This window comes from Thermoleophilum album (assembly GCF_900108055.1).
Lineage (GTDB): Bacteria > Actinomycetota > Thermoleophilia > Solirubrobacterales > Thermoleophilaceae > Thermoleophilum > Thermoleophilum album.
Window position 1 is genome coordinate 978,124 of record NZ_FNWJ01000001.1, and the last position, 26,524, is coordinate 1,004,647.

A 26,524-nucleotide genomic window follows, 5' to 3' on the forward strand; every position below is an offset into this window, starting at 1 on the left:
TGATGGCGGGCGCTCTCGAAGGCATCAAGGTCCTCGACCTGTCGCGGCTCCTGCCGGGTGGCTTTTGCACGATGTTGCTCGCCGATTTCGGGGCTGAAGTACTGAAGGTCGAGGACACCGGCATGGGCGACTACGTGCGTTGGTCGCCGCCCCACTACGAAGGAGCCGAGCGCTCCGCCGCATCGGCGTTGTTCTTGGCGCTCAACCGAGGCAAGCGCTCGCTACGTCTGAACCTCAAGGAGGAAGAGGGCCGGGAGGTCTTGCTGCGGCTCGTACGCGAGTACGACGTGCTCGTGGAGTCGTTCCGACCGGGGGTGATGGATCGGCTGGGCGTGGGTTACGAGCGGCTGCGGCAGGAGAACCCGCGCCTCGTCTACTGCGCGATCACCGGCTACGGGCAAACCGGGCCGCTGCGCGATCGACCCGGCCACGACATGGACTATCTCGCGCTCAACGGGATCCTCGGTTTGACCGGTGAGCCTGATGGGCCACCGATCCAGGCGGCTGTTCAGATCGCCGACATCGGTGGCGGCTCGCTGATGGCTGCCTTCGGGATCATGGCGGCTCTGTGGGAGCGTGAACGCTCGGGCGAGGGGCAGTTCGTTGACGTCTCGATGACCGACGGCTCGCTCTCCTGGCTGGCGATGGTTGCAGCGCGCTACTTCTGCGACGGCCAACGGCCGCAGCGGGGGCGCCTCGAACTCGCTGGCGGACTTGTCTGCTACCGCCCGTACCCCTGCAAGGACGGCTGGGTTGCGCTCGGCGCGCTCGAGCCGAAGTTCTGGCAGGCCTTTTGCCGCGGCATCGGCCGGGAGGACCTAATCGAGCGCCAGTTCGACGGGCCGGGCTCGGATACGCAACGAGAGCTTGAGCGCATCTTCCGTGAGCGCACACGCGAGGAGTGGGCTCGCTTCGGTGCTGAGCACGACTGCTGCCTGGAGCCGGTGCTCGAGCTGGACGAGGCGCTGGACTCGGAGCTCGTGCGCGAGCGCGAGATGGTGGTGGCGGTAGACCAGCCAGGTGCTGGATCGGTTCGGCTATTGGGGGTGCCGGTGAAGCTCTCGCGCACGCCGGGTGCACCGCAAGGGCCGGGCCCGTCGCTCGGTGAACACACCGAGGAGGTCTTGACTGCGCTCGGTTATACGCCCGAACAGGTGGCGCGGCTAGTCGAGCAGGGGGTCGTGGCGGGGCCGCCGGTCGAACGCGCGGCCACCTGAGGGGTTGCGGTCGCGGCGCGCGATGCCCCACGATCAGCCGACACCGGCGAGCCGCGCTGATGCACACACGGACGATCAGGGTGCGCCGAACGGACGGCGCGAGCACTTACTAAAAATTAGCGAGCTCGCCCGCGAGAGCGGGGTGAGCACGGCGACGATTAAGCACTATCTGCGCGAAGGGCTGCTTCCCGAGCCGGTCAAGACCTCGCGCAACATGGCGTACTACCCGCGCGAGTTCGTCGACCGCATCAAGCTGATCAAGCAGCTGCAGGAGGAGCGGTTCCTGCCCTTGCGCCTGATCAAGACGATGCTCGAGGAGGACCCGGAAAGAGCACGTGCGCTGGTCGAGCTCGAAGATCGGATCCTCGAGCGCGCGCTCGAGGGAGAGCGCGAACGCACACCTCGGGCGGAGCTCGAACGCCGCTACGGCGTGCCGGGCGAGGTGCTCGATCGGCTCGCCGAGCTCGGCGTGCTTTCGCCGGACGGAGACGGCTACTCGCCGCTCGACGTGCAGATTGTCGAAGCGATCGGGCGCTTTCGAGCCGGCGGCTACGACGAGCGGCTGGGCTTCACCGTTTACGACACGTTGCGCTATAAGCGACTATTAGAGGAGCTCGCGCGCGAGGAGATCGCAGTGCTGATGGAGCGCCTTGCGGGACGCATGGCGACGGAGCGCGCGGTGGCTTTGATCGAGGCCGGAGTCGACCCATTGCACGACCTTATTGCGGCGCTGCACCGCAAGTTGTTGCTGCAGGAGCTGCGGCGCATGCGCGGACAGCAGGACTAACGCCAGCGATACGCGTCGCTAGCGACCCGGCGCTGTCCGAACAACCGGTGCTGCTGAGAGTGCAGCCCCGCGCACCCGCGAAAGCAGCGAAAACACGGTCGCTAAGGGTTCGTCGCGCCTGATCATGATGCGGCGCAACGCCAGTGGGTCGTCGCTGCGCGCGGCTAGCCCGGGCAGCTCGGTTTGAGCCGCGCGGTAGCCGGCTGCCGCGACCGCGCGCTCGACGCGACGATCGAAACGCCCTGCCGGGTAACAAAAATCGCTGGCCTGGACACCGAATAAGCGTGAGATCAGCCTCCGCGAGCCAACTAGCTCGTGTCGCAGTTGCGGTGCGCTGGCCTGGGTGAGGTCGGGATGGGTGAGCGTATGCGACGCGATCTCCCAGCCCGCCGAGTAGAGCGCGCGCACCTCAGGGGGGCGAAGTCCATCGGGCGAGTGCAGCTCGGCGAGCTCGAGGTTCAGCACGCCCGGCCAGTGCAAACGCTGCAGGACCGGGAAGGCGAAGCGGTAGACGCTCGCGTACCCGTCGTCGAAGGTGAGCACGACCGGTCGCTCGGGCAACGTCGCGCGTCCGCGCCAGGCCCTTATCACGCGCTCCAGCGTTACCGCCTGGAAGCCCCTTTGCCTGAGCCAAGAAACGATCCTCGCGAACTTCGCCGGGTCGAGGTAAAGCTCGGGATAGCGGGCCCCTGGTGGCGGGTTGCGAATCTCGTGAAACCCGAGCACCGGCACGCTCGCCGGTACCACGCCACGGACGCCGAGTGCGCGGCGCCGCTGGATGGAACTGGCCGCTGGCCGGTGTGGCGCGCGTCCGGCCAGGCGCTGCGGTGCGCTGCGACCGCCACCGCAGCCGGCCGTCGCGAGCGCAGCTATAGCCCCCATTACTACGAGCGGACGAAACCAGGCGCGGCGCTCTCTGGGCATTGGTCCCCGCAAGTCGCAAGGCACTGGCAGCGGTCGTCGGCAAGCTAGCGAGTGGCAGTGCTGAAACCCGCGCGCGACGCGCAGCGTCGCTCGCGACTTGCGGCGCACGGCCATCGGCGCACGGCCATCGGCGCGTGGCGGCGTAGACTCGCGAGCGTGGTCGGCGCGGTGGTGCAGATGAACTCCGGTGAGGATCGCGAGGCAAATCTCGCGCGTGCCGAAGAGCTCGTGCGTCGCGCCGCCGCCCACGGCGCCCGGCTTGTGGTGCTGCCCGAGAAGTTCAACCGGCTCGGTCGCCCGCAGTTCTGCGCCGAGCGTGCGGAGGGGCTCGATGGCCCGACCGTCGAGTGGGCAAGGCGACTGGCCAGCGAACTCGCGATCGACCTAGTCGCCGGTTCGCTGCTCGAGCGCCGGCCCGAGGGGCCGCCGGCGAACGCGGCCGTGCACGTGCGCCCCGACGGCGAGATCGCGGCCGTCTACCGCAAGATCCACCTCTTCGACGTCGATGTCGGATCGACCAGCTACCGCGAGTCGGCCTACGAGTCACGGGGCGATCGGGTAGTAGTGAGCGAGCTTGCCGATGGCACGAAGCTGGGGCTGGCGATTTGTTACGACCTGCGCTTCCCCGAACTGTTTCGCTGTCTCGCGCTCGCGGGCGCACAGGTCGTGGCGCTCCCGGCTGCCTTCACCGTTCCCACCGGCCGCGCGCACTGGGAAGTGTTGGTGCGTGCACGCGCGATCGAGAACCAGTTGTTCGTGTTGGCTGCTGGACAGGTCGGTCGACATCCGCCGGATCACGAAAGCTTTGGGCACTCGCTGGTTGTCGATCCCTGGGGCGCAGTGCTGGCGCGGGTAGCCGCCGGCGAGGGAGTCGCCGGTGCCCGGCTCGAGTTCGCCCGCCAGCGCGAGCTGCGCGCTCGTTTGCCGGTGCTCAGCCAGCGGGTTCCAGACGCTTATCGGGTGCCCGTGCACGCTTGAGCCGGGGCGAGCTGCGCAGCCGGCGCACCGTCCCAGCGGGAGCGCCGCGCCGCAGGGGGTTACCTGGGCGCGCGCCATCGCCGCTCACCACCGGGCATCGTGGAACTCCATAACACCGGTTCCGGTAACGAGCCGTAGGCCGCCGGGCAGTTCGCCGCTGAACGCACCGAAGGGCTGGCGGTAGTCGATTGCGATCAACCCCAGCCGCAGGCGTTCTGAGCGCTTGCTCCAGGGGCGAAAGTGCAGGGTGGTGCTTTCGTCGGGGCAGTGCACGGCGGTGAGATCGTCTTCAAACTCAACGGCCGGCACTTCGTACGGCTCGCCGGCGACCCACACCGTTCGCTCGCTCGCTTGCGGGGAGTCGTGGATACCACGCACGGGGTTCCAGGCGACAGTCTCCCCGGAGCTTGCTGTGCCCACGCCCGCGCACCAACGCCAGCGGGTGCGCCGCGGGTGGTAGCCGGCGCTTTCGTCGAGCAGCGCACCGCCTTCGAAGTTTTGCGTCGTGCGGTTCCGTCTGAGTCGCGCGCGAGCGGGTCCGTATCGCTTGCGTGTCCAAGCGAAGCTGCGGCCGGTTGGCGAGATCACCTCCACCTCGCCGCCGGGAGACGCCTCGAGTGTGAACTCAGTTGCACCGCAGCGCACGTAAACCCGCTCGGGCGCGACTGAGAAACGCCGCAAGAAAGGCGCCGCACGACCCACGAGAGCGCCATCGGGGGTCGCGATCGCCCACCACCGTCGAGGCAGTCCGGCGATCTCGGCGACGGCCGCGCAGGCGACAAGCTCGCGGCTTGCGAACAACATGTAGGTCCAGCGCTTGCGCGGTCGGCCTCTGTGCCAGAGCGGCATCGCTGCGGGTGGCAAGGGGACTCCTGGCAGTTCGAGTTGCCGCCGTCTCAGCGGGCGCGACGGCACCTGACTTAGCTCCCCGGGGGCCCTCACACCAACCAATTCGGGCAGCACTTTAGACTGCCAGATTGACTCGTCAATCAAAGGCGGTCGCTCGTACCGCAGGGCGCAGCGAGACGGCCGCCCACTCACTCGCTTTTCGATGGCAGCGGGAGCGCGTTCAGCTTCGAGCGGGTCGGCCGACAAGCGCCGACTGATTCTCGACGCTGCGATCCGAGTCTTCGCCGAGCGCGGCTTCCACCAGTGCCGGGTCTCCGATGTGGCCGACGAAGCGGGAGTCGCGTACGGGCTCGTTTACCACTACTTCCGCTCGAAGGAGGAGATCCTCAACACCCTGTTCCTCGAGCGCTGGCAGCTGATGCTCGACGCGATCGCCGAGATCGACCGTCGCGATCTGCCAGCCCGCGAGAAGCTCGCGCACGTGGCAGCGTTCATCGTCGATTCTTACCGCCACGACCCAAACCTGATGAAAGTGATCATCGTCGAGGTCACGCGCTCCTCGCACTCGTTCGGGGCACGCCACCTCGGGAAGATCCGGGAGGCCTACGACGGCATAGCGAGAATCGTCGAGCGCGCCCAGCGCGAGGGCTCATTTCGACAGGACATTCCCGCTGACTTCGGTGCGCTCTTCTTCTACGGCGCGATCGAGCAGCTCCTGACAGGATGGATCTTCGGCATGCTCCCGACCACCGAAGAGGAGTTCGAGCGTGCCAAACGCCTCGTCGTTGAGGCACTCTGTAGCGGGCTCGAGCTGACGCCGACAACGGGACGCGCACTCGCACGTTGAGCGGGCGGCCCCGGGCGGGCTCTCGCCTTCGCGCCGGTATCTCTGCTTGAATCCGCGCCGTGGGTGGGAGCGAGGTCGTTAAACGTCTCGCCTGGAATGGCTTGCTTGCGGCGACCGGTGCGCTTGCTGCCTACCTTGCGAATCGGCTGGCGGCGGCGATTTGGTGGCGCTTAACCGGTGAACGACCGCCCGACGAGCGCGCGTGACCCTACCCCCGCAAACACAGGCCGGAGCTGAGACCGTCGGTGAGGCACGGTCGCCGGGGAGCACTCCCCGTGCCGCCGGACCGGCAGCTGCAACCGGTCCGAACGATGCGCGAACCGGCACGCGCGGATCCCCCGGTGCAGAGAGCCTTGGCGCCGCCGCGGCACTGGGTGGCACCGAAGACAAGCGGGCGGCCTTGGAGCTAGCTGGTGCGTTCGTCTTGGGCGTCGCGTTCGCGGCGCTCTTGCGTCGGGCAGTGGCGCGATGAACGTGCCCGACGGTCATACGCGCGAGGTACAGGACGGCGCCCAGGCGCGCTCGCTCGCCGAGATCGTCGCCGACGTTTCGGCCCATTCGGCGCGCATCGTGCGTGAGGAGATCGCGCTCGCCAAGGCCGAGGTTGCGACCAAGCTTTCGAGCCTTTGGCGTGGAGCTCTAATCGCGGCCGCCGCCGGCGTGTTCTTGCTGGCCGCCGTCGTCACCGCCCTGCACGCCATTTCCTTGTTGATCGCCGACCTGCTGGGCGCCGCATCGTGGGTCGGCTACGCCGTCGTTACGTTGCTGCTTGTGGCGTCCGCGGTGGTTGCCGGCTGGGTCGCCTGGCGGCTCTTGCGGCGCGGTGCGCCGCCAACTCCGGAGCTTGCGATCGAGGAGGCCCGACGGACGCGTGCCGAAATCACCGGCGACGGCGCGGGCTCGATCTCGCACCGGCCGTCCACTGCTACCGCGGAAAGTCAGGAGGCTCACTAGGTGCAGCGTTCGCCGGAGGAGATCAGGCACTCGCTGGAGCTCGCCCGCCGTGATTTGGCGCGCTCGCTCGAGGAATTGCGCGCCAAGACGGTCGAGCTGTCGGATTGGCGCCTCCAGTTTCGGCGACACCGGCGAGCTGCGCTGATCGGGGCGGTCGCCGCCGGCTTCGTGCTCGGCGGCGGCCTTGCCGCCCTCACGAACTGGATCGCCGGCCGTCGCTGACGCTCAGCCAGCGCTGCCGGGGGCGCCGCGGCGCGCTTCGGTGCCGAGGGCGCCGACCTGCGCTCGCGCGCTTACCGCACGCCACGACTGCCACTCGCGAATCGCGAGCTGAACCGAAGCCGCCACCGGGATCGCGACGAGCGCCCCGAAAACACCGAGCAGTGTGGCGCCGAAGAGCACTGACACGATCACCACAAACGGATGAACCTGCACGGTCCGGCGTTGCACCTGTGGCTGCACGACGTGGTTCTCGAGCTGCTGGTAGACGACTGCCCAGATCACCCAGGCGATGGTGGCGGTCGGGAAGTTGACAAAGACCGTCACCAGCCCGACTACCAGGGCGGCCAGCGTCGCGCCGACCAGCGGTATCAGCGAAAACAGGCCTTGCACCATCGCGAGGGGGAGGGCAAAGGGAACCTTGAGAACCGTCAGCACTACGTAAGAGAGCGTCCCTGAGAGCGCCGAGATCGCAAGCGCGCCAGCCGCGTAGCCGCCGACCGCGCGTCCGGTGCCGTCGATCCAACGCTCGAGACTTGCGCGTTGGCCGGGTGGGCGCGTGGCGAGCGCGGCATCGATCCAGCGGCGGCCGTTCGCCAGCAAGAAGGCGGCCAGTACCAGCACCGTGACGATCGTGAAAAGGGAGTTCACGACTGTGAAGCCGACGTCCCGCAGCGCCTTTGCGGCGTCGGGCACGCGCTGCGGCAAGCGTGCGGCCTCCTGTCGCACTCGCTCGGTGACGCGATAGTCGCGGTCGATCTTGCGCAGCGTTGGGTTGCGGGCGACGAAGCGCTCGAGGTCGCGTGCGTAAACCGGTGCGTTGCGTGCCAGCTGCTGCGCCTCGCGCACCAACGGCGGGATCACTGCCGCGGCCAGTCCGACCGGGACCGCCAGCATCACCAAGTAGACGACCGCGATCGCGAGGGCACGGCGCCGAAGCACGCGCTCGAGACGGCGCACTGGTCCGGCCAGCACCGTCGCCAGGAAGGCCGCCGCCAAGATCCAGGACAGCGGCTGTCGCAGCAGCCATAGGAGATAGAGGCCGCCAACGACCGCCGCAGCAACCAGCAAGGAACGCGCGACGGTGCGCGGTGGTAGGTCGAGCACGATTCTGCTGGCGCCGCCTCCGTCTTCGGCCGGTGGTGATTGTGGGGATTCGCTCATCGAGCTCAACCCAGGAACCGTGGGTCCAGCCCGCCGAGGCCGATCAGTCCGGGCCCGGTATGGACGGCCAGAACGGGCCCGATTTCGCTAACGAAGTGCGGCTCAGAGCGGAAGATCTCGCGGCAACGCTCGACCAGCGTGTGGCAACTTTCGGGATCCGCGACGTGTTGCACTGCCCAAGCGGTTTGGCCGGCGTCGCGCAGCTCGCGCGCATACTCGAGCATCCGTTCGATTAGGCGGCGATGCGTGCGGACCCGCTCGACCGGCACCATCTCACCGTCGAGCGTGAGTATCGGCTTCAGCTTGAGGGCGGTGCCAAGCCACGCGCGCGCGGCCCCGATGCGCCCGCCGCGACGGAGGTACTCCAGGGTGTCGATACCGAACCACATCCGCAACGATCCACGCGCGGCCTCAACGCGCTGCTCAATCCGCGCCGGGTCCTCGCCGAGCTGTGCGCCTGCCGCCGCGACCAGCGTGAGGAAACCGAGCCCGCCGGCGGCGCTGCGCGAGTCGATCACGTGCACTCGCTCGCCACCGCGGCCGCGTCGCTCGAGCTCTTCGGCGGCGCGGCGCGCGGACTCCACGGTCCCCGAAAGCCCGCCGGAGATGTGGATCGAGACGATTTCCCGACCGTCGGTCAGAAGCGGCTCGTAGACCTTCAAGAAGTCGCCGACCGACGGCTGTGAGGTGGTCGGCAGCCGCTCGCTGCTACGTAGTCGCTGGTGGAAGGCAGCCTGATCAGCGATCTCGGTCTCCGGTACCTGCCGCTCGTCTTCGACCACGTAGAGCGGCACGACACGGATCTGGTGCTGCTCGATGACGTCTGGGGGCAGGTAGCAGGTGCTGTCGGTGACGACGACTACTTGCGCTTGTGGTCCGGCGGTTGGCTCGCGCATCGGCGAGCGCAGCCTAAACCAGCGTCCGACAGCACTTCCGCTGCAGGGCCGGACGCAACCAGTCGCCGTTCCTAAACTCGTCGCAGAAGCCCGTCGATTGTTCGGGCGCGACCTGGAGGTCGACGAGAGTGGCGTTGGGAGCTGACGAGCTGAAAGCGGCGCGGGAACGCCTCGAGCAGCGACTTGCGCAGGTAGAGCAGATGTTGGCTTCGGTCGCTCGGCGCGAGGAGAGCACCGAGTTTGCGCACGTCGACAACCACCCGAGCGATCTCGCCACCGACCTGCACGATCGGGAGCTCGATGAGACGACCGTGCTGCTGCTCCGCGACGAGCGCGACCGCATCCGCGCAGCGCTACGGGCGATCGAGCACGGCACCTACGGGATCTGCATCGACTGCCATCGTGAGATCCCGCGTGAGCGCTTGCAAGCAGCGCCCGACGCGTTGCGCTGTCTCAGCTGTCAACGCAAGCGCGAGGCCTATCTCCGCCAGCACATCCACCCCGACGGCGGTCGCGGCTGAGCACGGGCTCAGTCGCGCAGGCGGTTCTCGAGCTCGATCGGCGGCGCGTTCGGGGGCGCGCTAGCGGGAGCGTCAGAAGGTGCCTCGCCGGCGGCGGACTGGGCGTCGCCGGCTGCCTGCGCCGCGACGCCGAGGAGCTCTTGGAGCTCGCCGCTCTCGTACATCTCGGTGACGATGTCGCAACCACCGACCAGTTCGCCGTCGATGAAGAGCTGGGGAATCGTCGGCCACCCGGAGAGCGCCGAGAGTTCCTGCCGGATCCGTGGGTCGGGGAGGATGTCGAGCGCCGCGTAACGCACGCCGAGCTCGTTGAGGATCGCGGCGACGCGCGCCGAGAACCCGCACGCCGGGCGATCGGGTGTGCCCTTCATGAAAAGCATCACGCGGTTTTCGCGGATCGCGCGCTCGATGAATTCGCGGATCTGCTGACGCGTCAAGTCGTCATTAGGCGCCTCTGCGCTCATCTGTTCTCCTCCTCCGGGGCGAGTGTTCGTAGCGAGAGAGCGTGGATCGGCCCCCCGATCTCGCCATCGAAGATTCCGTACACCAGCCGATGGCGTTCGATCCGCGAAAGGCCGGAGAAACGATCCGACACGATCTCGCAGCGGAAGTGGTCGCCGCCGCCGGTCAGATCCTCGACCCGGACGACGGCCCCTGGGAGGGCCCGCTCGATCCTCTGCTTGATCTCATCGGCTGAGGGCATCGCGATCGACGATAGCGGCCCTACAATCGAGACCGATGGTCACGCTCACTGAGTTCGCAGCGCAGAAGGTACGTGAGTTCATGGCCGCCCAGGGGGCCAGCGAGCAAGAGGTCGGCCTGCGGGTCGGCGTCCGCGGGGGCGGCTGCTCCGGCTTCCAGTACGCGCTGGCGCTCGACGAGCAACGCGAAGGCGACCACGTATTCGAGTCTCAGGGCATCCGCGTGTTCGTCGACTCGGCGAGCCTGCGCTACGTCGACGGTTCGACCGTCGATTACACCGAGAACTTCATGGGTGCCGGCTTTCAGGTCGAGAACCCGAACGTGGTTGCCTCCTGCGGTTGCGGCTCGTCGTTCCGGATCGCTGACGAGGAGCCGTCCTGCGGGGCGGCGGTTTGACGCCTCCACGCAGCTGCTAACGACCCACCGTTCGATGAGCCATTCGGCGCTTGCGGCGCGAGTGGCGCAATCCGTGACTTCTACGTCTCGACTACATTGCCGCGCGTGCGGCTCGTGATGTTCACGGACGGCGACGGCGCGGCACGCCCCGGAGTACTTGTCGAGGGGGTTGTGCACGAGCTCGATTCGCCACTGCTCGATGCCGGCCTGGAACCTTCTCTGGACGCCTTGCTGCGTGCGGGCGGTCTCGGTGCGGTTGAGCCCGGTGAGCCCGTCGCCGAGCTTGACCAGGTGTCGCTTCTGCCCCCGCTGCGCAAGCCCGAGAAGATCGTCTGCATCGGTCTCAACTACCGCTCGCACGCCGAGGAGCAGGGTGCAGAGCCGCCGCAGCAACCGACCTTCTTCGCGAAGTTCCGGAATGCCCTCGCCGCACCCGGCGCGACCGTCCCGCTGCCGCGTGCCAGTCGAAAGGTCGACTACGAGGCGGAGGTTGCCTTCGTCGTCGCCGACCGCTGCAAGGACGTTCCGGAGAGCGAGGCGCTCGACCACGTCGCCGGCTACCTCCTGTTCAACGACCTCTCGGCACGCGATCTCCAGTTCGCGACACCTCAGTGGATGCCGGGCAAGGTGTTCGATGGCTCGGCGCCGATCGGGCCGGCGCTCGTGACACCCGACGAGGCAGGTCCTCACGACGCGATCGATCTCGAGCTGCTGCTCAACGGTGAGCGCATGCAGCAGGCCACGACGGCCGATCTCGTCCATTCGGTGCCGGCGCTCCTCAGCTACCTCTCGACTCTGATGACGCTTGAAGCGGGCGATATCGTCGCCACCGGGACGCCGGCGGGCGTCGGTAGCTTGCGGCGTCCGCGGGTCTGGCTGAAACCGGGCGACGAAGTGATCGTTCGTTCGCGGGTACTTGGCGAGCTCGTGACGCGCATCGGCGAACCGCGCTGACGGCGAACATCGCGCGCGGCCCAGCAGGGCGCGTACGTGGCGGTCTGTTCGTTTCGCAGCGGGCCAACACCCGCTCGGCGAACGCGCTGTCCCGAGACTTAACTTATGCGGTCTGCTGCCGATCAGGACCGCATGGAGATTCGTTCGGGGCTGCTCGAGTACGGCGGTCGCAATACCGACGTGGCGCGAGTGGTGGCGGCCCTTATCGATGGCGTCGTGTGCGCGGCGATCTACCTGGTCGTCGCCGCCCTCGTCGGCGGTGGTGTCGAGGCCGCCGCGCTGGCGACAGCCTGGGCGCTCTTCTACTTCTTCGCCTGCGAGTCGCTGTCCGGGCAGACGCTTGGCAAGCGCCTGATGAAGCTGCGCGTGTTCCGGGTCGACGGATCGTTGCCCGGAATGCGCGAGGCCGCGATCAGGAACGTGTTGCGTCTGGTTGACGGGCTCTTCCTGTACGCCGTCGGCGCGATCGCGATGCTGCGCAGCGGTGCGCGCCGGCAGCGCATCGGCGATCTGCTCGCCGAGACCTTGGTGCTCCCGCAAGATGCCGAACCGAAGGCGGCGGAGCCGCGGCCGGAAGACGGTTGGGTTAGCGTCGTCGAGCAGCCGACTGCGTCGCGGCCTTTCGAGGTCGGTGGGCCGGCCGAGGAAGCGAACGCGCCCGAGGCCAGCGTGCCCGACGAAGCAAGCGCACCCGCAGCGAACGTGCCTGAGGCGAGCGCGCCCGAGGCCAGCGTGCCCGCAGCGAACGTGCCCGAGGCCGAGGCGACCACCGAGGAACCGACGGTACCGCTCGCGTCATCCGTCCCGGTGGCGCCCGCTGACCGCCCCGCGCCCATCGATTCCCCTGCTGCGGCCGATTCCCCTGCCCCCGCCACCCCCACCGAGACAGTGGCGGAGCCTGTCGCGGAAGAGGCCTCACCGATCGGGGCTGCGCCAGTCGAGCCGCTCGAACAAACCGCGCAAGTCGAGCCGCCCGAGCCCCTCGATGAACCGCAGCAGGAGGGTCCTTCCGAGCAGGGCGAGCAGCCCGCGCCGGCGCAGCACACAGAACACGCGGAGGAGCCGGCGCAGGTTACGCAGGTGGAGTACGCCGAAGAGTCGGCGCAGGTTGCGCAGGCGGAGCCCGCCGAAGAGCCGGCGCATTCCGAACACGCCGAGCACGCCGAAGAAACGGCGCACTCGGCGTCGGCGGAGAGCGCCCAGTCGCCGACGGCCGAAGCGACCGAGGCGACCACGTCGGCTGATGACGCAGGCATCAAGGTGCGTCAAACGGAGGTTGTCTCGTCGCCGATCGAGCTCCTAATGGGGGACTGGCAAGACCGCGACACAACCCTCACGCAGAGTGAAGAGGAGCGCTCGGCATCGGCGGGCCGCGACCGGCAGTCCGCGTCCTGACCGTCGGCCGCTCGTGGCGTAAGCCCCCCGTGACGCACGGCGCGTTGAGGGCGCGGTTAGGCTCGCTTTCGTGTCCGCGCACCACAGCGGAGAAGACGTCTTACGGGTAGCCGTAGTCGGGGCGGGTCCCGCCGGTTTCTACGTCGCCGGTGCCCTGCTGCGCCACGAACGGCACCGCTTCGCGGTCGATCTGTTCGAGCGCCTGCCGACGCCCTGGGGGCTCGTTCGCGCCGGTGTCGCTCCCGATCACCAGAACATCAAGGCAGTGGCACGCGCCTTCGACCGCATCGCGCGATTGCCCGGCTTTCGCTTCGTGGGAAACGTCGAATTGGGTACCGACGTCGAGCTTGCCGCGCTGCGCCGGGTATACGACGCAGTGGTAATAGCGATCGGGGCCGCAGTCGACCGCCGGCTCGGGATTCCCGGCGAAGAACTCACCGGGAGTCACGGCGCCGGGGAGTTCGTGGGCTGGTACAACGCGCACCCCGATTACGCCCACCTGGACTTCGACCTGAGCCACGAGCGTGCTGTCGTGATCGGCAACGGAAACGTCGCCGCCGACGTCGCTCGGATCCTCCTCACGCCTGCCGAACGCCTTGCAACAACCGACATATCCGATCGCGCGCTTGCGCGGCTGCGTGAGAGCGCGGTTCGGGAGGTCGTGATCGTCGGCCGTCGTGGCCCTGCCGAGGCTGCGTTCACCAACCCCGAACTGCGGGAACTGGGCTCAATACCTGACTGCGCGGTCGTCGTCGCCCGCGAGGAGCTTGAGCTCGAGGAGCCGTCGCGCCTGGCACTCGAGCAGTCGGCCGACGCGACGCGTCGCCGCAACCTCGCGACCTTGCGCGAGTTTGCGGAGCGTGGCGAGGCCAGCGAGCAGCGACGACTGCGCTTGCTGTTTCGTCGCTCGCCAGTACGTCTGCTCGGCGCCGATCGTGTCGAAGCGATCGAACTGGAACGCAACGAGCTAGTAGCGGTAAGTGACGGCCGAGTCCTCGCGCGCCCAACGGGTCATCGCGAGCGCTTGGCTTGCGGGCTCGTGCTGCGGGCGATTGGCTATCGCACGCTGCCAATCGACGGACTGCCCTTCGACGCCAAGCGGGGCGTCGTACCCAACCTGCAGGGACGGGTCGTCGACCCCGCCAGTGACGGCCAGCCGGTGCCCGGGCTGTACGTGGCTGGTTGGGCCAAGCGCGGTCCTAGCGGCGTGATCGGGACTAACAAGCAAGATGCCCAGGAAACGGTCTCGGCGCTTCTAGAAGACCTCGAAGCCGGTGTCTTGCCGCGCGCCGCGCGCCTTAGCCGTGACCCGCTGGAGCTGCTATCGCTCGCCGGTGGCGCGATCGTCGACTACGCAGGGTGGTTACGGATCGACGCCGTCGAACGCGAGCGCGGGCAGTCTGCCGGGCGACCACGCGTCAAGCTAGCGACCCGCGACGAGCTGCTCCGACACGCCCTCGGCGGCGTAAACGACCATCCGGTTGGCGATCGCGACGACCGTCTCTTCCGTGACCGCATCGAGCGCGTCCGGATCAAGCCAGCGCTCAAGCCGCGTAGCTCGCTCGGCAACACCGGCACGCGCGACCAACGCTAGGCAGCTGCGGGCGGCAGCCAGCACCGGCTGCGGCTGAGTCGTCCACAACGCCTCGAAACGACGCTGATGGTCGGCTACCGCCGCCGGTGACGCGGCCAGCTCGCGCGCGCAGAAGGCGAGCGAGAAGGGCGGCGAGACGGCGACTATCACCCACTCGCGAGACGCCGGCTCGGTCTCCGGCAGCGGCACTTCGAGCAGGCGATTGGCGTGCGGTCGAGCGAAATCGGCGAAAACCACGCAGGCGTCGACGACGCCCGCGAGATCGTGCCACCGCGCACGCGACGCAACGAAGAAACTGCGGCGCTGGAAGAGTCCGAAGAGCACTCCGCCGCGCATCCGGAGCGCGCACTCGTCCTCGATCGCCCTGCTCAACGCGACCATCGTGCGCTTGCGGCAAGTCAACGGCGTGAGCCCGCGGCCTGCGCGCACCAGCGCCTCATGAGGCGTCTCTGCTGCTGCCCGCTGGCCGGTCGCCCGGACCCGAGCGATCGCCGCCTCGAGGGCGAGGCCCTGCTCGCGCATCGCCAGCACCCGTCGCACCTGTTCGACCGCAGTGGGCGGGTAGCGGCGCCTTCCGGACGCTGCGCGAACGGCCTCTGGAAATCCGTATCGACGCTCCCAGGTGCGGATCGTGGCTTGAGGTAGCCCGCAGGCTGCTGCCAGCTCGCCGATCGAGAGCGTTCCTTCCTGCGTGCTCACAGCGACAAGCCTCGCAGGGGCCAAGCAAGCAAGCGTCGCGCCCCTGCGGCGCGATCACCAGTTGTCTTAGTCATACTGAATCAGTAAAGTTGGTCATGATGAACAACCTGAAGAAGCTCGACGAGCACCGCGAAACACCTGCCGACCTGCTGAGCCCGGAAGTGTTCGAGCGGGCGTTCCGTGACTGCGCCCCGCTGGCTCGGGCGGCAGCGCTGAGGGTCCTCGGCGACGTCGACGCAGCGGAGGACGTTGTGCAGGAGGTCTTCCTCGGTCTCTGGCACCGGCCCGAGCGTTTCGATCCGCGGCGAGCGTCACTGGAGACTTACGTAACGATGGTCGCGCGCTGTCGGGCGCTCGACCGAATCCGCTCGCGCTCTGCCGCCAGCGGCGCTGTTCAGCGGCTCGCCGAGCAGGAGATAGCGATGCAGGTTACGGAGGGTCCTGACGAGGTGGCGCTGGCACGTGAAGAGGCGAGGTCAGCGGTGCGGGCGCTTGCGGCTGTGCCCGAGGAGCAGAGGCGCGCGGTCGCCTTGCGTCTGATCGCAGGGATGAGCACCAACGAGGTCGCTCGCCGCGAACGCTCGCCGGCGGGAACCGTCAAGAGCCGCGTCCGACTCGGCCTACCGAAGGCGCGCGCCGAGCTGGAGCGGGCATGGGGTGAACCGGTAGCGCGCCGATCCGCACAGCGAGGGGGCCAGCGAGAGCACGGTCTCAAGCGGGCCGCTTGATGGGTTTCGAGCCACGCAATCAGGGTCTCGGCACGACTCGCGGGGCCAAGGGGCTAGACGCGAGTCGCGGGGAAAACGGCGCGGTGCCGGCGGCACGCGATTTACCGGCGCGGGAGCGGCGGCTGAGTATCGCCGAGTTGGCCCGGGCGAGCGGCCTACCCACCGCGACGATCCGAACCTGGGAACGTCGCTACGGCTTTCCGCGCGCCTTCCGTGACGGCTCAGGCCGGCGCGGTTACCCACCGTCGGTGCTTGACCAGCTGCTCGCTGTGCTGTCACTGCGGCGCGAGGGCGTATCGATGGAGGCGGCGGTCGCGCGCGTGACCGGCCGCGTCCCTGAGCGTGGTGAGCACACGCCCGTCGCCCCACCATCGATCGGCGAAGAGGCATGGGGCTCGTCGATCTTCGCCCACTTGCGTAGCCGCGTGCCCCGTCTCGACGTGCGCGTGCATTCGAAGGCGGCCCTCCTGGCTTTGAGCCACGCGCTCGAGGACGAGACCGCGGCGGCCCCAGGAGTGCGTGTCGTCGTGGGGTCCTTCCAGCGCCTCTGGTTCTACCGTCGGGCGCGCGAGCGGTGGCGAGCGCTGGCCAGTCAGGTGCCGTTGTGCTTGGCAATCCATTGCGGCCCGCAGGTCGTAGGTGACGAAGCCCCGCGCGAGGTCTGCCTACCCGCCGACCATCCACTCGCCCGCGAGTGGGTACTGGCAGCGGTTGGTCAGAACATCGCCTTCGCGCTGGTCGCCCGCGAGCGTCTTTCGTCCGAGACCAGCGACCGCGCCCGCCAGTTCGAGGCCCTGATCGCGCTCGATCCCGACGACGTGCGTTTCGCTTTCGATGCGGCCGCGCACGCGGTCGCACCGCTCGCCCCCGATCTCGCCGAGCAGCTGGTGGACGCTGCACGTCCGGCCGCGCCGTTGGCACCGGCGCTCGCTGCTTCGCTCATCCACCGGACGCTCGAATGGTCAGCCAAGGAGTGGCAGTGAGTCGGCGCTTCGCCGTGCGCATCGGTTTACCTCGCGTACACCGCTTCGAGCAGACACAGCTGCTACCCGGAGACCCGGCGACGGTCTTCCCGTTCTTTGCGGATCCCCGCAACCTCGAGCGGCTGACCCCGCCTTGGCTGCGCTTCCGTATTGAGCGTGCGCCCGAGACCGTCGAGGAGGGCAGCGAGATCGCCTACACGTTGCGCGTGCGGGGACTGCCGGTGCGCTGGCTCACAGCGATTGTCGTCTGGGAGCCGCCGCACCGGTTCGTCGACTTGCAGGTTGCCGGTCCGTACCGAACCTGGCACCACACGCACAGCTTCGAGCCGCATCCGCGTGGCACGCTGATGCGCGACGTCGTGGTCTACGCCCTGCCATTCGGACCGCTCGGAGAGATCGTTCATCACGCCTTTGTGCGGCGCGACATCGAGCAGATATTCGCTTACCGGCGCACCGCGCTCGGGCAGCTCTTCGACGCGCGCGAGGACGGCTAGCGGCGCTCGCGAGCGAGCTCCTCGACGGCCGCCACGGCGCGCTCCCCGTCGAGCGCGTCGAGCGCGCGGCTTACGGAGCAGCGGATACAGGTAAAGATCGGTGTCTCGGAGCGCGTGTAGCTGCTCGATTCGGTGGCGCGCAGCGTTTCCACCAGGTCGAGGAACTCGAGCGGGTCGTCGCAGTCGAACGCCACCACGAACTCCTGGTCGTCGAGGCCGAACGAGTAGGTGGTGTTGGTGTCGATACCGGTGAAGCGTCGACCGACCTCGATGTGCTCGCGCATGATGCGCATCCGTTCTTCGGCGGGCAGCCGATACCACTCGCGCTTCTTCCACATCGGGTAGACGACGAGGTAACGGCCGTCCTGTCCCTCGCGAGGCGCCAGTGGCTGCGGGCGATCCGCATACGGCGACGGTTTGGTGGCCGAGAGATAGGAGTAGGCGATACGCGCATAACCGAGCAGCGCGCATTGGTTGAGCACGACATGAAACTCGTGGATCGGTTCGAGCGTGGGCGCGGCGGTCCGAATCATCAGGTCGCAGTCGCCGCGCGTGCCGACCAGCGAGTAGGTGCGCAGGAAGTGGCGCTCCGCAAAGTCCTCGCACGCGGCCACTACTTCGGCCTTCTGGCGCGCCCGCTCGGCGGCTGGCAGCCGCCGCCACTCCGGCGCTACCGCGAGGAACGTGTACTTGACGAAGTGTCGCTGCGCCATTGCCGCGCTCTGCTGCGTCGCTGCCCACGAGTGTTGCAGGTCGCTGGTCCCAGCCGTCGCGGGGCGGCCGATACGATGGGGCAGTGCGGATCGCGGTCGTCTCGCCCTACTCGCTCAACTACCCGGGCGGGGTCGGACAGCACGCCGAGGCATTGACGCGTGAACTGCGTCGTCGTGGCCATGAGGCGGTGCTGCTCGCGCCGTGGGACCCGAACGATCGGGTCGCCCGCTGGTTGCACCGGGGCCTGGCGCCGCGGGAGCGCGAGCTGGCGCCCTGGATCATCCCGCTGGGTCGCACGTTGGCGATCCCAGCCAACGGGTCGCAATCGAACCTGTGCCTGTCGCCGAACGGTGTCGCTCGCCTCGGCCACTTACTGCGGCGGGGGCGCTTCGACGTCGTCCACGTGCACGAGCCGAACGCTCCGGCGGTGAGCTGGTACGCGGTCGAGCACGCGCGTGCTCCGGTAGTCGCAACCTTCCACGCCTTTTCCACCTCGGCGTTCGCCAATCACTTCGCCGCCAACATCGCTGGAGCGCGCCGCCTCTACGCGAAGATCGCGAAGCGCATCGCGGTGTCGGAAGCCGCCGCGTGGACGGCCCGGCGCTTCTACGGCGGCCGTTACGAGATCGTGCCGAACGGCGTCGACCTCGAGCGCGCGCGCCGCGCCCGCGCAGAGTTGGCAGGCGGCGAGCGAAGCCGACGCGACCAACGAGGTCTGCGGATCGCCTTTCTCGGGCGCGCCGACGAGCGCAAAGGTCTGCCGGTGCTGCTGCGTGCGTTCGAGGCCTTGCGACGAGCGGGGGTGGAGGCGCAGTTGGTGGTCGCTGGCCCCGCTCCCGAAGAGGTACGGGCGCTCGCGCTCGAACTCGACGGCATCGACCCGATCGGCCCGGTTGACGAGCACGGGAAGTGGCGCCTGCTGGCGGCCGCCGACGTGCTCGTAGCACCCTCGCTCGGCGGCGAGAGCTTCGGCATGGTCTTGACCGAGGCATTGGCTGCCGGAACACCAGTAGTGGCGAGTGACATTCCCGGTTACCGCGAAGTCGCGCGCGATTGCAACGCGGCGACGCTCGCGCCGCCTGGCGACGCCGCCGAATTGGCGACTCGCTTGCGCCAGCTGGCGGCGGACGAGCACCGCCTCGCGCGGATGTCCGAAGCGGCCGCGCGTGACGCCGAGCGCTATGCCTGGCCGCGCGTGGCCGAGCGGGTCGAGCAGGTCTACGAGCAGGCTCTTGCGCAGGGTATGCCCAGTGGGGTGGCTGTGCGCTTCGGGCTGCGTCCAGTCGAGCAGCCCCGGCCCCCAGCCCCAGCCAGGATCCCGCCACCGGGGGCCGACAGGGAGGTCGGGCGCAGAGGCCGGCGTCGCGCGCTGCGCCGCGCAGCCACCGCCCTCGGTGGGCTCGCTGCTTGCACGCTGGTTGCGCTGGCGCTCAAGCGTCTCGGTATTGACGCGATTGGCTCCGCCCTGCTCAAAGCGACCCCCGCCTGGGTGTTGCTATCGCTCGCGCTGATGTCGGCTTCTTTGCTCTTGCGGGCAGAGGCGTGGCACGCGATCATGCGCAGCGCGCTCAGTGGGATCCGCGTGCGCCGTCGCGACGCCGCCCGCGGGACGATGATCGGCGTGCTGATGTCGGCGACGCTGCCGGCGCGCCTCGGTGAGCCATCGCGAGCGCTGGTGGTGGCACGGCGCCTGGGCCGCGTGCGCGACCGTCTGCCGCTGGTTCTGGGGACCCTCGTCTCGCAGACGATCCTCAACCTCCTAGCGCTGGCGGCTCTCGGTGCGATCACCCTCTCTTCGCTCGAGCCGGTACGCGCTCGCCCGGAAGCCCTGGTCGGAGTGGTGGCGGTGCCGCTCGCGCTTGTGCTTTTGCTGGCGAGCTTTCCCTGGCTTTTGCCGAACTCCCTTACACGCGGCGGTGGTCGGCTGGCTTCGCTGTTGGCCCTGGTGCGCGCGGTTGCGGCGCGCGCCCGTGCCGGCCTGGCTGTCTTCCGCCGACCGCGTCTCGCGCTGTGGGCGGCGACCTGTCAGACGGGGGCGTGGGCCCTGCAGCTCTTGTCCTGCTACGTGCTGCTACGGGCGCTCGGCTTGGACGTCGAGCAGGATCTGGGTGCGGCAGCAGCGGTGCTGTTCGCGGTCAACGTGACCGCCGTTCTGCCGGCCACGCCCTCCAACGTCGGCGTCTTCCAGGCAGCCTGCGTCGCCGTGCTTTCGGTCTACGGGGTCGGCCGCACCGATGCCTTCGCCTACGGGATCATCCTGCAAGCGGTCGAGCTCGCGACGGCCTTCGCCCTCGGCGTACCGGCTCTCGTGGGAGAGGGCTTGACCTGGCGCGAGCTGCGCTTGCGCGCGTTGCACGCGGCCCCCGTCGAACTCCCGCGGGTAAGTGCCTCCCGCGAGCGAGCGGCGCGGGTCGACGCCTAGCGAGCGTCCGTCGGCCACCGGCGTTTTCGGCACCGGCGCTAGCATCGTCGGCTCATGCCCCGTACGAACCCGATTGAGTTGGCCCGCCGTCGCGTGTTGGTCTTCGACGGCGGCATGGGTGCGACGCTCGAGCAGTTCGACCTGACGAGCGAGGACTACGGCGGTCTGCCGGGCAAGTGCCACGAAGCGCTCGTTCTCAACCGCCCGGACGTTATCCAGGGCGTCCACGAGTCGATGCTCGACGCTGGCGCCGAGGTCGTCGAGACCTGCACCTTCCAGGCGAGCCGCCTGAAGCTGGCGGAATGGGGGCTTGGCGAACACACCGTCGAGATCAACCGCCGCGCCGCCGAGATCGCGCGCGCAGCTTGCGGCGAGTCACGCTGGGTGGCCGGCTCGATCGGGCCTACCGGTTACCTCCCCGCCTCAGACGACCCGGAGCTCGGGCGAATCCGCTTCGGCGAGCTCGTCGAGGTCTTTCGTGAACAGGCACGCGGCCTGCTGGAAGGCGGCGTCGACCTCGTGATCATCGAGACCGCGCAGGACATCCTCGAGGTCAAGGCGGCGGTCTTCGGAGTGCGCGAAGCCTTCCGCGACGTTGGCCGCAGCGTGCCGATTCAGTGCTCGGTTTCGCTCTTGCCGCAGGGCGGCAAGATGCTGCTCGGCACCGATATCAGCGCGGTGCTCGCGATCCTCGAGGGGCTGCGAGTGGATGCGGTCGGGCTGAACTGCTCGACCGGACCCGAGGACATGCGCGACGCGATCCGCTATCTCGGCGAGCACGCGACGGTACCGGTTCACTGCATCCCAAACGCCGGTATCCCCCGTCAGGGTCCGAACGGCGAGACGATCTTCCCGGAGACGCCCGAGCACATTGCGAAGGTCCTGACCGAGTTCGTCGAGCGGCACGGCGTCGCGATCGTTGGCGGCTGCTGCGGAACGACGCCCGAGCACATCCGCGCGATCGTCGAGTCGGTCGGCGGGCGCGAGGTGCCGCCGCGTCCGGCGCCCGGGCCGCCGCTTGTCGCGTCGATGATGACGGCCACGCCGCTCGTACAAGAGCCGCGACCAACGCTCGTCGGCGAGCGCGTTAACGCGCAGGGATCGCGCAAGGCAAAGGAGCTACTGCTCGCCGACGACTACGACGGGATCGTGCAGATCGCCGAGGACCAGGTGCAAGGGGGCGCGCACGTCCTCGATGTCTGTGTCGCGCTGACCGAGCGCCAGGACGAGGCCGAGCAGATGCGCGAGGTGGTGAAGCGCATCTCGTTGACGCAGCCGGCGCCGATCCAGGTCGACTCGACCGAGCCGGAAGTAATCCGCGCAGCGCTCGAGCAGATCCCCGGACGCCCGATCGTGAACTCCGTGAACCTCGAGGGCGGTCGCGAGAAACTCGACCAGGTCGTGCCCCTCGCCAAAGCGCACGGGGCGGCTTTGATCGCGCTCACGATCGACGAGGAGGGGATGGCCAAGACGCGCGAGCGCAAGCTCGCGGTGGCAAAGCGCATCTACGACCTCGCTTGCGGGGAGCACGGCTTCGACCCCGAACTGCTGATCTTCGATTGCCTGACCTTCACGCTGACCACCGGCGACGAAGAGTGGCGCGACTCGGCGATCGAGACGATCGAAGGGATTCGCCTGATCAAGCAGGAGCTGCCGGAGTGCAAGACGTCGCTCGGTATATCGAACGTTTCGTTCGGCGTATCCCCGCAGGCGCGTGCCGTGCTCAACTCGGTGTTCCTCCACCACTGCGTGGAGGCCGGGCTCGACCTGGCGATGGTCAACCCCAACCACATCACCCCGTACGCCGAGATTCCCGCCGAAGAGCGCGAGCTAGCCGACGACCTGGTCTTCAACCGCAGGCCCGACGCCCTGGAGCGCTTCATCGCTCACTTCGAGCAGAAGGGATCGGAGCAGACTGGTGACGAGGCCGCCGATCCGACGGCTGGGATGGAGCCCGAGGAGGCGCTCCACTGGCACATCCTGCGGCGCCGCAAGGAGGGCGTCGAGCAGTGGATCGATCGCTGCGTTGAGAAGATCGGCGCGGTACCGACGCTCAACGACGTGCTGTTGCCGGCGATGAAGGAGGTCGGCGACAAGTTCGGCGCCGGTGAGCTGATCCTGCCGTTCGTCTTGCAGTCGGCCGAGGTGATGAAACGCTGCGTGGCGCGGCTCGAGCGCTATCTCGATCGGATTGAAGGCCACACCAAGGGCACGGTGGTGCTGGCCACGGTCTTCGGCGACGTGCACGACATCGGCAAGTCGCTGGTCAAAACGATCCTCGAGAACAACGGCTACAAGGTCGTCGATCTCGGCAAGCAGGTGCCCGTCGACACGATCATCAACGGCGCAATTGAGCACGACGCCGACGCGATCGGTCTCTCCGCGCTGCTCGTTTCGACGTCGAAACAGATGCCGATCTGCGTGCGCGAGCTGCACGAGCGGGGGCTCCAATTCCCGGTGCTCGTGGGCGGCGCCGCGATCAACCGCGACTTCGGCCGTCGCATCCTCTTCCCACGTGAGGACTCCGACGAGATCTACGAGCCCGGCGTCTTCTACTGCCGCGACGCCTTCGAGGGGCTAGCGGTGATGGATCAGCTCGTCGATCCGAAGCGGCGACACGAGCTCCTTGAGCGCATCCGTCGCGAAGCGCTGGAGCTGCGGCAGAGCGGCGAGAAACGGCGTCCGCGGGGGCCGACCGACGACGCCTCGGTGCGCTCGGCCGTGCGCACCGACGTGCCCGTGCCGACGCCGCCTTTCTGGGGCGTGCGCGAGATCCCGGTGGATCTCGACGAGGTCTTTCCGCACCTCGATCTGCACGTGCTGTTCAAGCTGCACTGGGGCGGACGAGGTGTGAAGGGAGAGGAGTGGGAGCGGCTCGTTCGCGACGAGTTCCGACCGCGTCTTGAGCGCATGTGGTTGGAACAGGACTACCTCGAGCCGCGCGCCCTGCTCGGGTACTTCCCGTGCGCATCCGAGGGCAACGAGCTGATCGTCTTCGACCCCGACGACCCGGAGCGGGAGCTCGAACGGCTGGTGTTCCCGCGCCAGCCCGACCACGACCGGCTGTGTCTGGCCGACTTCTTCCGGCCGCTGACCTCCGGTGAGCGCGACGTCGTTGCCCTGCAGGCGGTGACCGTCGGGCCGAAGGCCACCGAACTCGTCCAAGAACTCGAGCGGCGCGGCGAGTTCGCTGAGCAGCTGTACGTCCACGGGCTCGCGGTGCAGACCGCCGAGGGATTGGCCGAGTGGCTCCACTTCAAGGTTCGCGAGCAGCTCGGCATCCCGCCGCACCAGGGCCGCCGCTATTCGTGGGGTTACCCGGCCTGTCCAGATCAAGCCGAGCACCTGAAGGTCGAGCGGCTACTTGGCTTTTCCCGTATCGGGATCAAGCTCTCGGGCGGCTACGCGCTGGAGCCCGAGCAGTCGACGGTAGCCCTGGTAGCCCACCATCCGCAGGCCATCTACTTCGGTATGAAGTCGGGCCGCATCCCGCAGGGCGAGGCGCCCGACGAAGTGATCGCCCTCTCCGAGAAATCGGGCGGCCAACCGCCGCTGCGGACGGCGGCGCGCAGCCGTAGCTGAGCGCGGTTCGCGGCAACCCGCGACCGCGCCTACGGCTAGCGCGCCGGTACTACCGAACGCCCGTCGTCGGCGACCCGTACGCGCGGCGCGCGATCGCTGACGCGCACAACGAACTCTCCCCGCGGCGTCGTACCGGTGCGCCGATCAATCGCTCGCGCCTTGCCGTAGAGACTGGGCGCAAGCGACCAGCGCAGGCGGAAAGTTCCGGCCTGCACGGCCGTTACGTCCCACACCAAGCGTCGCGTCGCACCGGGACGCAGAGGACCGCTCGACCAGGTGTCGGTTAACGCCGTCTGGCTGCCCGAGGGCACCAGCTCTTGTGCTTCGGGCTCACCGCCGATCCGCCGGTGTCGCGCGTTGAAAACGAACACCGGGCGTCGGCGATCGGCGACATCCGTGCGTGCGATCCGCGTCTGGAACCCCCGCACGGTGGCGGCAAGGTCGGGGATCGTCCGCGACCCTACGTTGCGAACGACGATCTCCAGTCGAGAGCGCTCGGCGAGTCTTTGCTGCGAGGGGAAGCGTGCGCCGAGAACCTCGACGGCGAACCGTCCAGACGGCGCTTCGGCATCTTGACGCTCCGGCGGTCCGCAGCCGACCGCGGCGAGCGAGGCCGCCAGCAAGCCCACGACCGCAGCCGACCGCAGCAGCGACGCCAGCGGGGAGCACGACCGCTCCTCGCGAGCCGACGCGAGCTCACCACCCCTCCGCAGCAAAGCGGGGCCACGATACCACGGGTCTCGCCGACCGAGCGACGGTTCTCCGTTGCCCTAACCGAGGTCCATCACGTAGGCTTCACGAGGGTGTTTCTGCGGCGGCACAAGCCCGCCGCGGGGAGGAGAAGGAGCGTGGTTCAGGCGACAGCTGAGCGGGTCTTCTTGCCGGCCCGGAGTCTGCTCGAGCAGGTCGGGGACATGATGATCCTGACCGGCAAGACGATCCTGTCCGCGGTCAAGCCCCCGTATCCGTACGGCAGCGAGTTCGTTCAGCAGTTCCTCTTCATGCTGAGGCTCTGCTGGCTGCCGTTGATGATCTCGACGATCGCCTTCGGCTACGGCGCCCCCGGCCTCCAGGCCGGGAACTTCCTGATCATCTTCGGTGCCATCGACCGCCTCGGTGGTTTCTTCGTGCTCGCCTCGATCCGCGAGTTCGCTCCGTTCGTGACGGCGATCATCCTCGCCGGCGTCGGCGGCACGGCGATCACCGCAGACCTCGGGGCGCGCAAGATCCGCGAGGAGCTAGATGCGCTGCAGGTGCTCGGCGTCGATCCCGTTAAGAACCTCGTCGTTCCGCGCTTCTTGGCGCTGATGATCGTCACCGGCCTGTTCAACATCTACGCGCTGGTCTTCGGCATCTTCGGTGGCGCGCTGGCCACGCTCACCTTCAATGCGCCGCTCGGCCCGTTCTTCGCAACGCTCCTCAACAACGCGACCACCACAGATCTATGGGGATCGGTTGTCAAGACGACGATCTTCGGCGCGATCATCGCGATCGTGTCTTGCTACAAGGGCATGACGGCGTCCGGTGGTGCCGAGGGTGTGGGACGAGCCGTAAACCAAGCGGTGGTGATCGAGTTCTTGGGGATCTTCGCCTTCAACTACGTATTCACGCAGACCCTGCTGGCGACACACCCCGAAATTACGTCCGCAATCAAGTGAGTGCCGCGTCGGATAAGCAGACGGAAACGGAGAGGATGAGCTAAGGATGGGTGCCAGCCTGCTCGCCGCACCCCGTGACCTAATCACCGCGATCGGCGATATCGCTCGCTTCTCAGCGCGTGTCGTTATCGACGTTTACTCGCTCCGCGTCTTCCGGTTCTTCGGGGAGGCGCTGAGACAGGCAGGCATTTTGATCCTCGGTTCGGCGATGGTGATTTGGGGCCTGGCCTTCATCCTCGGCTTGCAGTGCGGAATCGAGGGCGCTTACTTCAACCGTTCGGTAGGGGCCCCCGCCTACGCCGGCGTTTTCTCCGCGTGGTGCGACCTGCGCGAGATCATGCCTTACGCCTTCGGCTACATGATGTCGGCGAAGGTCGGCACCGGTCTCGTCGCGGAGATCGGTGCGATGCGGATTTCGGAGGAGATCGACGCACTCGAAGTGATGGGTATCGACTCGCTGTTGTTCCTGTGTGCTACGCGCTTGCTCGCGGCTTGGCTGGTGCTTCCTTTCCTATATGTGGCGGCCGTCGGCGCAGGCTTCTTCGCCTCCTACCTTGCAGTTGTAAAGCAGATCGGCGAGGTTTCGTCGGGCGGGTTCTTCTTGATCTTCTGGATGTTCCAAAACCCGCCGGATTTGCTCTTCAGCGTGATCAAAGGAATGGCGATGGCCACCGTTATCGTCTTGGTTGGCTGCTACTACGGGTACACGGCTTCGGGTGGACCGGTAGGGGTGGGCACGGCGACCGCGAAGTCGATGCTCGTGAATACCGTGATGGTGCACCTAGTCGGGATGGTCGGAACGCAAATTTTCTGGGGTGCCAATCCGCGCGCCCCAATTGGCGGCTAG

Annotated in this window: 27 protein-coding genes and 1 pseudogene; 19 read left to right on the top strand and 9 right to left on the bottom strand. The window is 68.0% G+C overall.

Annotated features, from left to right (window positions below):
• Positions 1-2 precede the first annotated feature (2 nt).
• Both BLW41_RS04830 and BLW41_RS04835 read left to right on the top strand, forming a co-directional pair.
• The gene (locus BLW41_RS04830; RefSeq protein WP_093116697.1) at positions 3-1,217 is read left to right on the top strand and encodes a CaiB/BaiF CoA transferase family protein; all 1,215 of its coding nucleotides are present in this window, start codon (positions 3-5) and stop codon (positions 1,215-1,217) included.
• Between the two features lie 22 nt (positions 1,218-1,239).
• Positions 1,240-2,004 carry a MerR family transcriptional regulator gene (locus tag BLW41_RS04835; RefSeq protein WP_143038584.1) on the top strand — a complete coding sequence of 255 codons (765 nt, stop codon included), beginning with the start codon at positions 1,240-1,242 and terminating at the stop codon, positions 2,002-2,004.
• An 18-nt stretch (positions 2,005-2,022) separates the two neighbouring features.
• On the opposite strand, the gene BLW41_RS04840 is transcribed toward BLW41_RS04835, so the two are convergent.
• Complete coding sequence (locus BLW41_RS04840) at positions 2,023-2,928, bottom strand: polysaccharide deacetylase family protein (protein ID WP_177169339.1); 906 nt, start codon at positions 2,926-2,928, stop codon at positions 2,023-2,025.
• Between the two features lie 156 nt (positions 2,929-3,084).
• Between BLW41_RS04840 and BLW41_RS04845 the strand changes: the two genes are divergently transcribed.
• Positions 3,085-3,906 carry a carbon-nitrogen hydrolase family protein gene (locus BLW41_RS04845; protein ID WP_093116702.1) on the top strand — a complete coding sequence of 274 codons (822 nt, stop codon included), beginning with the start codon at positions 3,085-3,087 and terminating at the stop codon, positions 3,904-3,906.
• Positions 3,907-3,990: 84 nt separating this feature from the next.
• On the opposite strand, the gene BLW41_RS04850 is transcribed toward BLW41_RS04845, so the two are convergent.
• A complete protein-coding gene (locus BLW41_RS04850; RefSeq protein WP_143038585.1) occupies positions 3,991-4,821 on the bottom strand; it encodes a DUF2804 family protein in 831 nt (276 codons plus the stop codon).
• A gap of 136 nt (positions 4,822-4,957) precedes the next feature.
• Here BLW41_RS04850 and BLW41_RS04855 point away from each other — a divergent pair, with 136 nt between their 5' ends.
• The 4 genes from BLW41_RS04855 (at position 4,958) to BLW41_RS04870 (ending at position 6,778) form a co-directional block, all read left to right on the top strand.
• On the top strand, positions 4,958-5,602 hold the full coding sequence (locus BLW41_RS04855) for a TetR/AcrR family transcriptional regulator (RefSeq protein WP_093116706.1): 645 nt from the start codon (positions 4,958-4,960) through the stop codon (positions 5,600-5,602).
• A 59-nt stretch (positions 5,603-5,661) separates the two neighbouring features.
• The gene (locus tag BLW41_RS10900) at positions 5,662-5,808 is read left to right on the top strand and encodes a hypothetical protein (protein ID WP_177169340.1); all 147 of its coding nucleotides are present in this window, start codon (positions 5,662-5,664) and stop codon (positions 5,806-5,808) included.
• 262 nt (positions 5,809-6,070) lie between these two features.
• Entirely contained in the window at positions 6,071-6,556 is a 486-nt protein-coding gene (locus BLW41_RS04865) for a phage holin family protein (protein WP_093116709.1), read from the top strand.
• Positions 6,557-6,778, top strand: coding sequence for a hypothetical protein (locus tag BLW41_RS04870; protein WP_093116711.1), 222 nt, complete (start codon positions 6,557-6,559; stop codon positions 6,776-6,778). It abuts the gene before it with no gap.
• 3 nt (positions 6,779-6,781) lie between these two features.
• Here BLW41_RS04870 and BLW41_RS04875 read toward each other — a convergent pair whose 3' ends face one another.
• Positions 6,782-7,939 (bottom strand): AI-2E family transporter, encoded by a 1,158-nt coding sequence (locus BLW41_RS04875; protein WP_143038586.1) that lies wholly within the window; start codon positions 7,937-7,939, stop codon positions 6,782-6,784.
• Positions 7,940-7,944: 5 nt separating this feature from the next.
• Positions 7,945-8,835, bottom strand: coding sequence for a DegV family protein (locus BLW41_RS04880; protein WP_093116715.1), 891 nt, complete (start codon positions 8,833-8,835; stop codon positions 7,945-7,947).
• Between the two features lie 134 nt (positions 8,836-8,969).
• Here BLW41_RS04880 and BLW41_RS04885 point away from each other — a divergent pair, with 134 nt between their 5' ends.
• A complete protein-coding gene (locus BLW41_RS04885) occupies positions 8,970-9,356 on the top strand; it encodes a TraR/DksA C4-type zinc finger protein (RefSeq protein ID WP_093116717.1) in 387 nt (128 codons plus the stop codon).
• A gap of 8 nt (positions 9,357-9,364) precedes the next feature.
• Here the strand turns inward: BLW41_RS04885 and grxD are convergent, their stop codons facing one another.
• Together grxD and BLW41_RS04895 are read right to left on the bottom strand one after the other, a co-directional pair.
• Positions 9,365-9,820 carry a Grx4 family monothiol glutaredoxin gene (gene grxD, locus BLW41_RS04890; RefSeq protein WP_093116719.1) on the bottom strand — a complete coding sequence of 152 codons (456 nt, stop codon included), beginning with the start codon at positions 9,818-9,820 and terminating at the stop codon, positions 9,365-9,367.
• Complete coding sequence (locus tag BLW41_RS04895) at positions 9,817-10,059, bottom strand: BolA family protein (protein WP_177169342.1); 243 nt, start codon at positions 10,057-10,059, stop codon at positions 9,817-9,819. Before BLW41_RS04895 ends, grxD begins: the two co-directional genes overlap by 4 nt.
• A 35-nt stretch (positions 10,060-10,094) precedes the next feature.
• Between BLW41_RS04895 and BLW41_RS04900 the strand changes: the two genes are divergently transcribed.
• From BLW41_RS04900 to BLW41_RS11220, 4 genes are all read left to right on the top strand, one after another.
• Positions 10,095-10,454 carry a HesB/IscA family protein gene (locus BLW41_RS04900; RefSeq protein ID WP_093116723.1) on the top strand — a complete coding sequence of 120 codons (360 nt, stop codon included), beginning with the start codon at positions 10,095-10,097 and terminating at the stop codon, positions 10,452-10,454.
• 105 nt (positions 10,455-10,559) lie between these two features.
• Positions 10,560-11,408 (top strand): fumarylacetoacetate hydrolase family protein, encoded by an 849-nt coding sequence (locus BLW41_RS04905; protein ID WP_093116725.1) that lies wholly within the window; start codon positions 10,560-10,562, stop codon positions 11,406-11,408.
• Between the two features lie 132 nt (positions 11,409-11,540).
• Positions 11,541-12,803, top strand: a complete 1,263-nt coding sequence (locus BLW41_RS04910; RefSeq protein ID WP_218138255.1) for an RDD family protein — start codon at positions 11,541-11,543, stop codon at positions 12,801-12,803.
• A 70-nt stretch (positions 12,804-12,873) separates the two neighbouring features.
• Positions 12,874-14,397: an FAD-dependent oxidoreductase gene (locus tag BLW41_RS11220; protein ID WP_093116729.1), complete on the top strand. Its 1,524-nt coding sequence runs from the start codon at positions 12,874-12,876 to the stop codon at positions 14,395-14,397.
• A gap of 111 nt (positions 14,398-14,508) precedes the next feature.
• Here the strand turns inward: BLW41_RS11220 and BLW41_RS11225 are convergent.
• Positions 14,509-15,096, bottom strand: a pseudogene (locus BLW41_RS11225) (MerR family transcriptional regulator); the annotation flags it as partial.
• A gap of 98 nt (positions 15,097-15,194) precedes the next feature.
• On the opposite strand from BLW41_RS11225, the gene BLW41_RS04925 reads away from it, so the two are divergent.
• Genes BLW41_RS04925 through BLW41_RS04935 form a run of 3 tightly spaced genes read left to right on the top strand, consistent with a single transcriptional unit; the run spans position 15,195 to position 17,301 of the window.
• Complete coding sequence (locus tag BLW41_RS04925; RefSeq protein ID WP_218138256.1) at positions 15,195-15,824, top strand: sigma-70 family RNA polymerase sigma factor; 630 nt, start codon at positions 15,195-15,197, stop codon at positions 15,822-15,824.
• Complete coding sequence (locus BLW41_RS04930; protein WP_093116735.1) at positions 15,824-16,807, top strand: DICT sensory domain-containing protein; 984 nt, start codon at positions 15,824-15,826, stop codon at positions 16,805-16,807. Before BLW41_RS04925 ends, BLW41_RS04930 begins: the two co-directional genes overlap by 1 nt.
• A complete protein-coding gene (locus tag BLW41_RS04935) occupies positions 16,804-17,301 on the top strand; it encodes an SRPBCC family protein (protein ID WP_218138257.1) in 498 nt (165 codons plus the stop codon). The genes BLW41_RS04930 and BLW41_RS04935 overlap by 4 nt, the downstream gene beginning before the upstream one ends.
• Here the strand turns inward: BLW41_RS04935 and BLW41_RS04940 are convergent.
• Positions 17,298-18,014, bottom strand: coding sequence for a chlorite dismutase family protein (locus tag BLW41_RS04940; RefSeq protein ID WP_093116739.1), 717 nt, complete (start codon positions 18,012-18,014; stop codon positions 17,298-17,300). The two genes, BLW41_RS04935 and BLW41_RS04940, sit on opposite strands and share 4 nt — an antisense overlap.
• 83 nt (positions 18,015-18,097) lie before the next feature.
• Here BLW41_RS04940 and BLW41_RS04945 point away from each other — a divergent pair, with 83 nt between their 5' ends.
• Positions 18,098-20,437, top strand: coding sequence for a lysylphosphatidylglycerol synthase domain-containing protein (locus BLW41_RS04945; protein WP_093116741.1), 2,340 nt, complete (start codon positions 18,098-18,100; stop codon positions 20,435-20,437).
• Positions 20,438-20,491: 54 nt separating this feature from the next.
• The gene (gene metH, locus BLW41_RS04950; protein WP_093116743.1) at positions 20,492-24,019 is read left to right on the top strand and encodes a methionine synthase; all 3,528 of its coding nucleotides are present in this window, start codon (positions 20,492-20,494) and stop codon (positions 24,017-24,019) included.
• 35 nt (positions 24,020-24,054) lie between these two features.
• On the opposite strand, the gene BLW41_RS04955 is transcribed toward metH, so the two are convergent.
• Positions 24,055-24,735, bottom strand: a complete 681-nt coding sequence (locus BLW41_RS04955) for a hypothetical protein (RefSeq protein WP_093116745.1) — start codon at positions 24,733-24,735, stop codon at positions 24,055-24,057.
• Positions 24,736-24,933: 198 nt separating this feature from the next.
• On the opposite strand from BLW41_RS04955, the gene BLW41_RS04960 reads away from it, so the two are divergent.
• Positions 24,934-25,677 carry an MlaE family ABC transporter permease gene (locus BLW41_RS04960; protein WP_093117363.1) on the top strand — a complete coding sequence of 248 codons (744 nt, stop codon included), beginning with the start codon at positions 24,934-24,936 and terminating at the stop codon, positions 25,675-25,677.
• A 46-nt stretch (positions 25,678-25,723) separates the two neighbouring features.
• Positions 25,724-26,524 (top strand): ABC transporter permease, encoded by an 801-nt coding sequence (locus BLW41_RS04965; protein ID WP_093116747.1) that lies wholly within the window; start codon positions 25,724-25,726, stop codon positions 26,522-26,524.

Coding starts and splice junctions, on each gene's coding strand:
- BLW41_RS04830 (WP_093116697.1), top strand. CDS start 3: ATGGCGGGCGCTCTCGAAGGCATCAAGGTCCTCGACCTGTCGCGGCTC.
- BLW41_RS04835 (WP_143038584.1), top strand. CDS start 1,240: ATGCCCCACGATCAGCCGACACCGGCGAGCCGCGCTGATGCACACACG.
- BLW41_RS04840 (WP_177169339.1), bottom strand. CDS start 2,928: ATGCCCAGAGAGCGCCGCGCCTGGTTTCGTCCGCTCGTAGTAATGGGG.
- BLW41_RS04855 (WP_093116706.1), top strand. CDS start 4,958: ATGGCAGCGGGAGCGCGTTCAGCTTCGAGCGGGTCGGCCGACAAGCGC.
- BLW41_RS04865 (WP_093116709.1), top strand. CDS start 6,071: ATGAACGTGCCCGACGGTCATACGCGCGAGGTACAGGACGGCGCCCAG.
- BLW41_RS04875 (WP_143038586.1), bottom strand. CDS start 7,939: ATGAGCGAATCCCCACAATCACCACCGGCCGAAGACGGAGGCGGCGCC.
- BLW41_RS04880 (WP_093116715.1), bottom strand. CDS start 8,835: ATGCGCGAGCCAACCGCCGGACCACAAGCGCAAGTAGTCGTCGTCACC.
- grxD (WP_093116719.1), bottom strand. CDS start 9,820: ATGAGCGCAGAGGCGCCTAATGACGACTTGACGCGTCAGCAGATCCGC.
- BLW41_RS04895 (WP_177169342.1), bottom strand. CDS start 10,059: ATGCCCTCAGCCGATGAGATCAAGCAGAGGATCGAGCGGGCCCTCCCA.
- BLW41_RS04900 (WP_093116723.1), top strand. CDS start 10,095: ATGGTCACGCTCACTGAGTTCGCAGCGCAGAAGGTACGTGAGTTCATG.
- BLW41_RS04910 (WP_218138255.1), top strand. CDS start 11,541: ATGGAGATTCGTTCGGGGCTGCTCGAGTACGGCGGTCGCAATACCGAC.
- BLW41_RS04925 (WP_218138256.1), top strand. CDS start 15,195: ATGAACAACCTGAAGAAGCTCGACGAGCACCGCGAAACACCTGCCGAC.
- BLW41_RS04930 (WP_093116735.1), top strand. CDS start 15,824: ATGGGTTTCGAGCCACGCAATCAGGGTCTCGGCACGACTCGCGGGGCC.
- BLW41_RS04940 (WP_093116739.1), bottom strand. CDS start 18,014: ATGGCGCAGCGACACTTCGTCAAGTACACGTTCCTCGCGGTAGCGCCG.
- metH (WP_093116743.1), top strand. CDS start 20,492: ATGCCCCGTACGAACCCGATTGAGTTGGCCCGCCGTCGCGTGTTGGTC.
- BLW41_RS04960 (WP_093117363.1), top strand. CDS start 24,934: ATGATGATCCTGACCGGCAAGACGATCCTGTCCGCGGTCAAGCCCCCG.
- BLW41_RS04965 (WP_093116747.1), top strand. CDS start 25,724: ATGGGTGCCAGCCTGCTCGCCGCACCCCGTGACCTAATCACCGCGATC.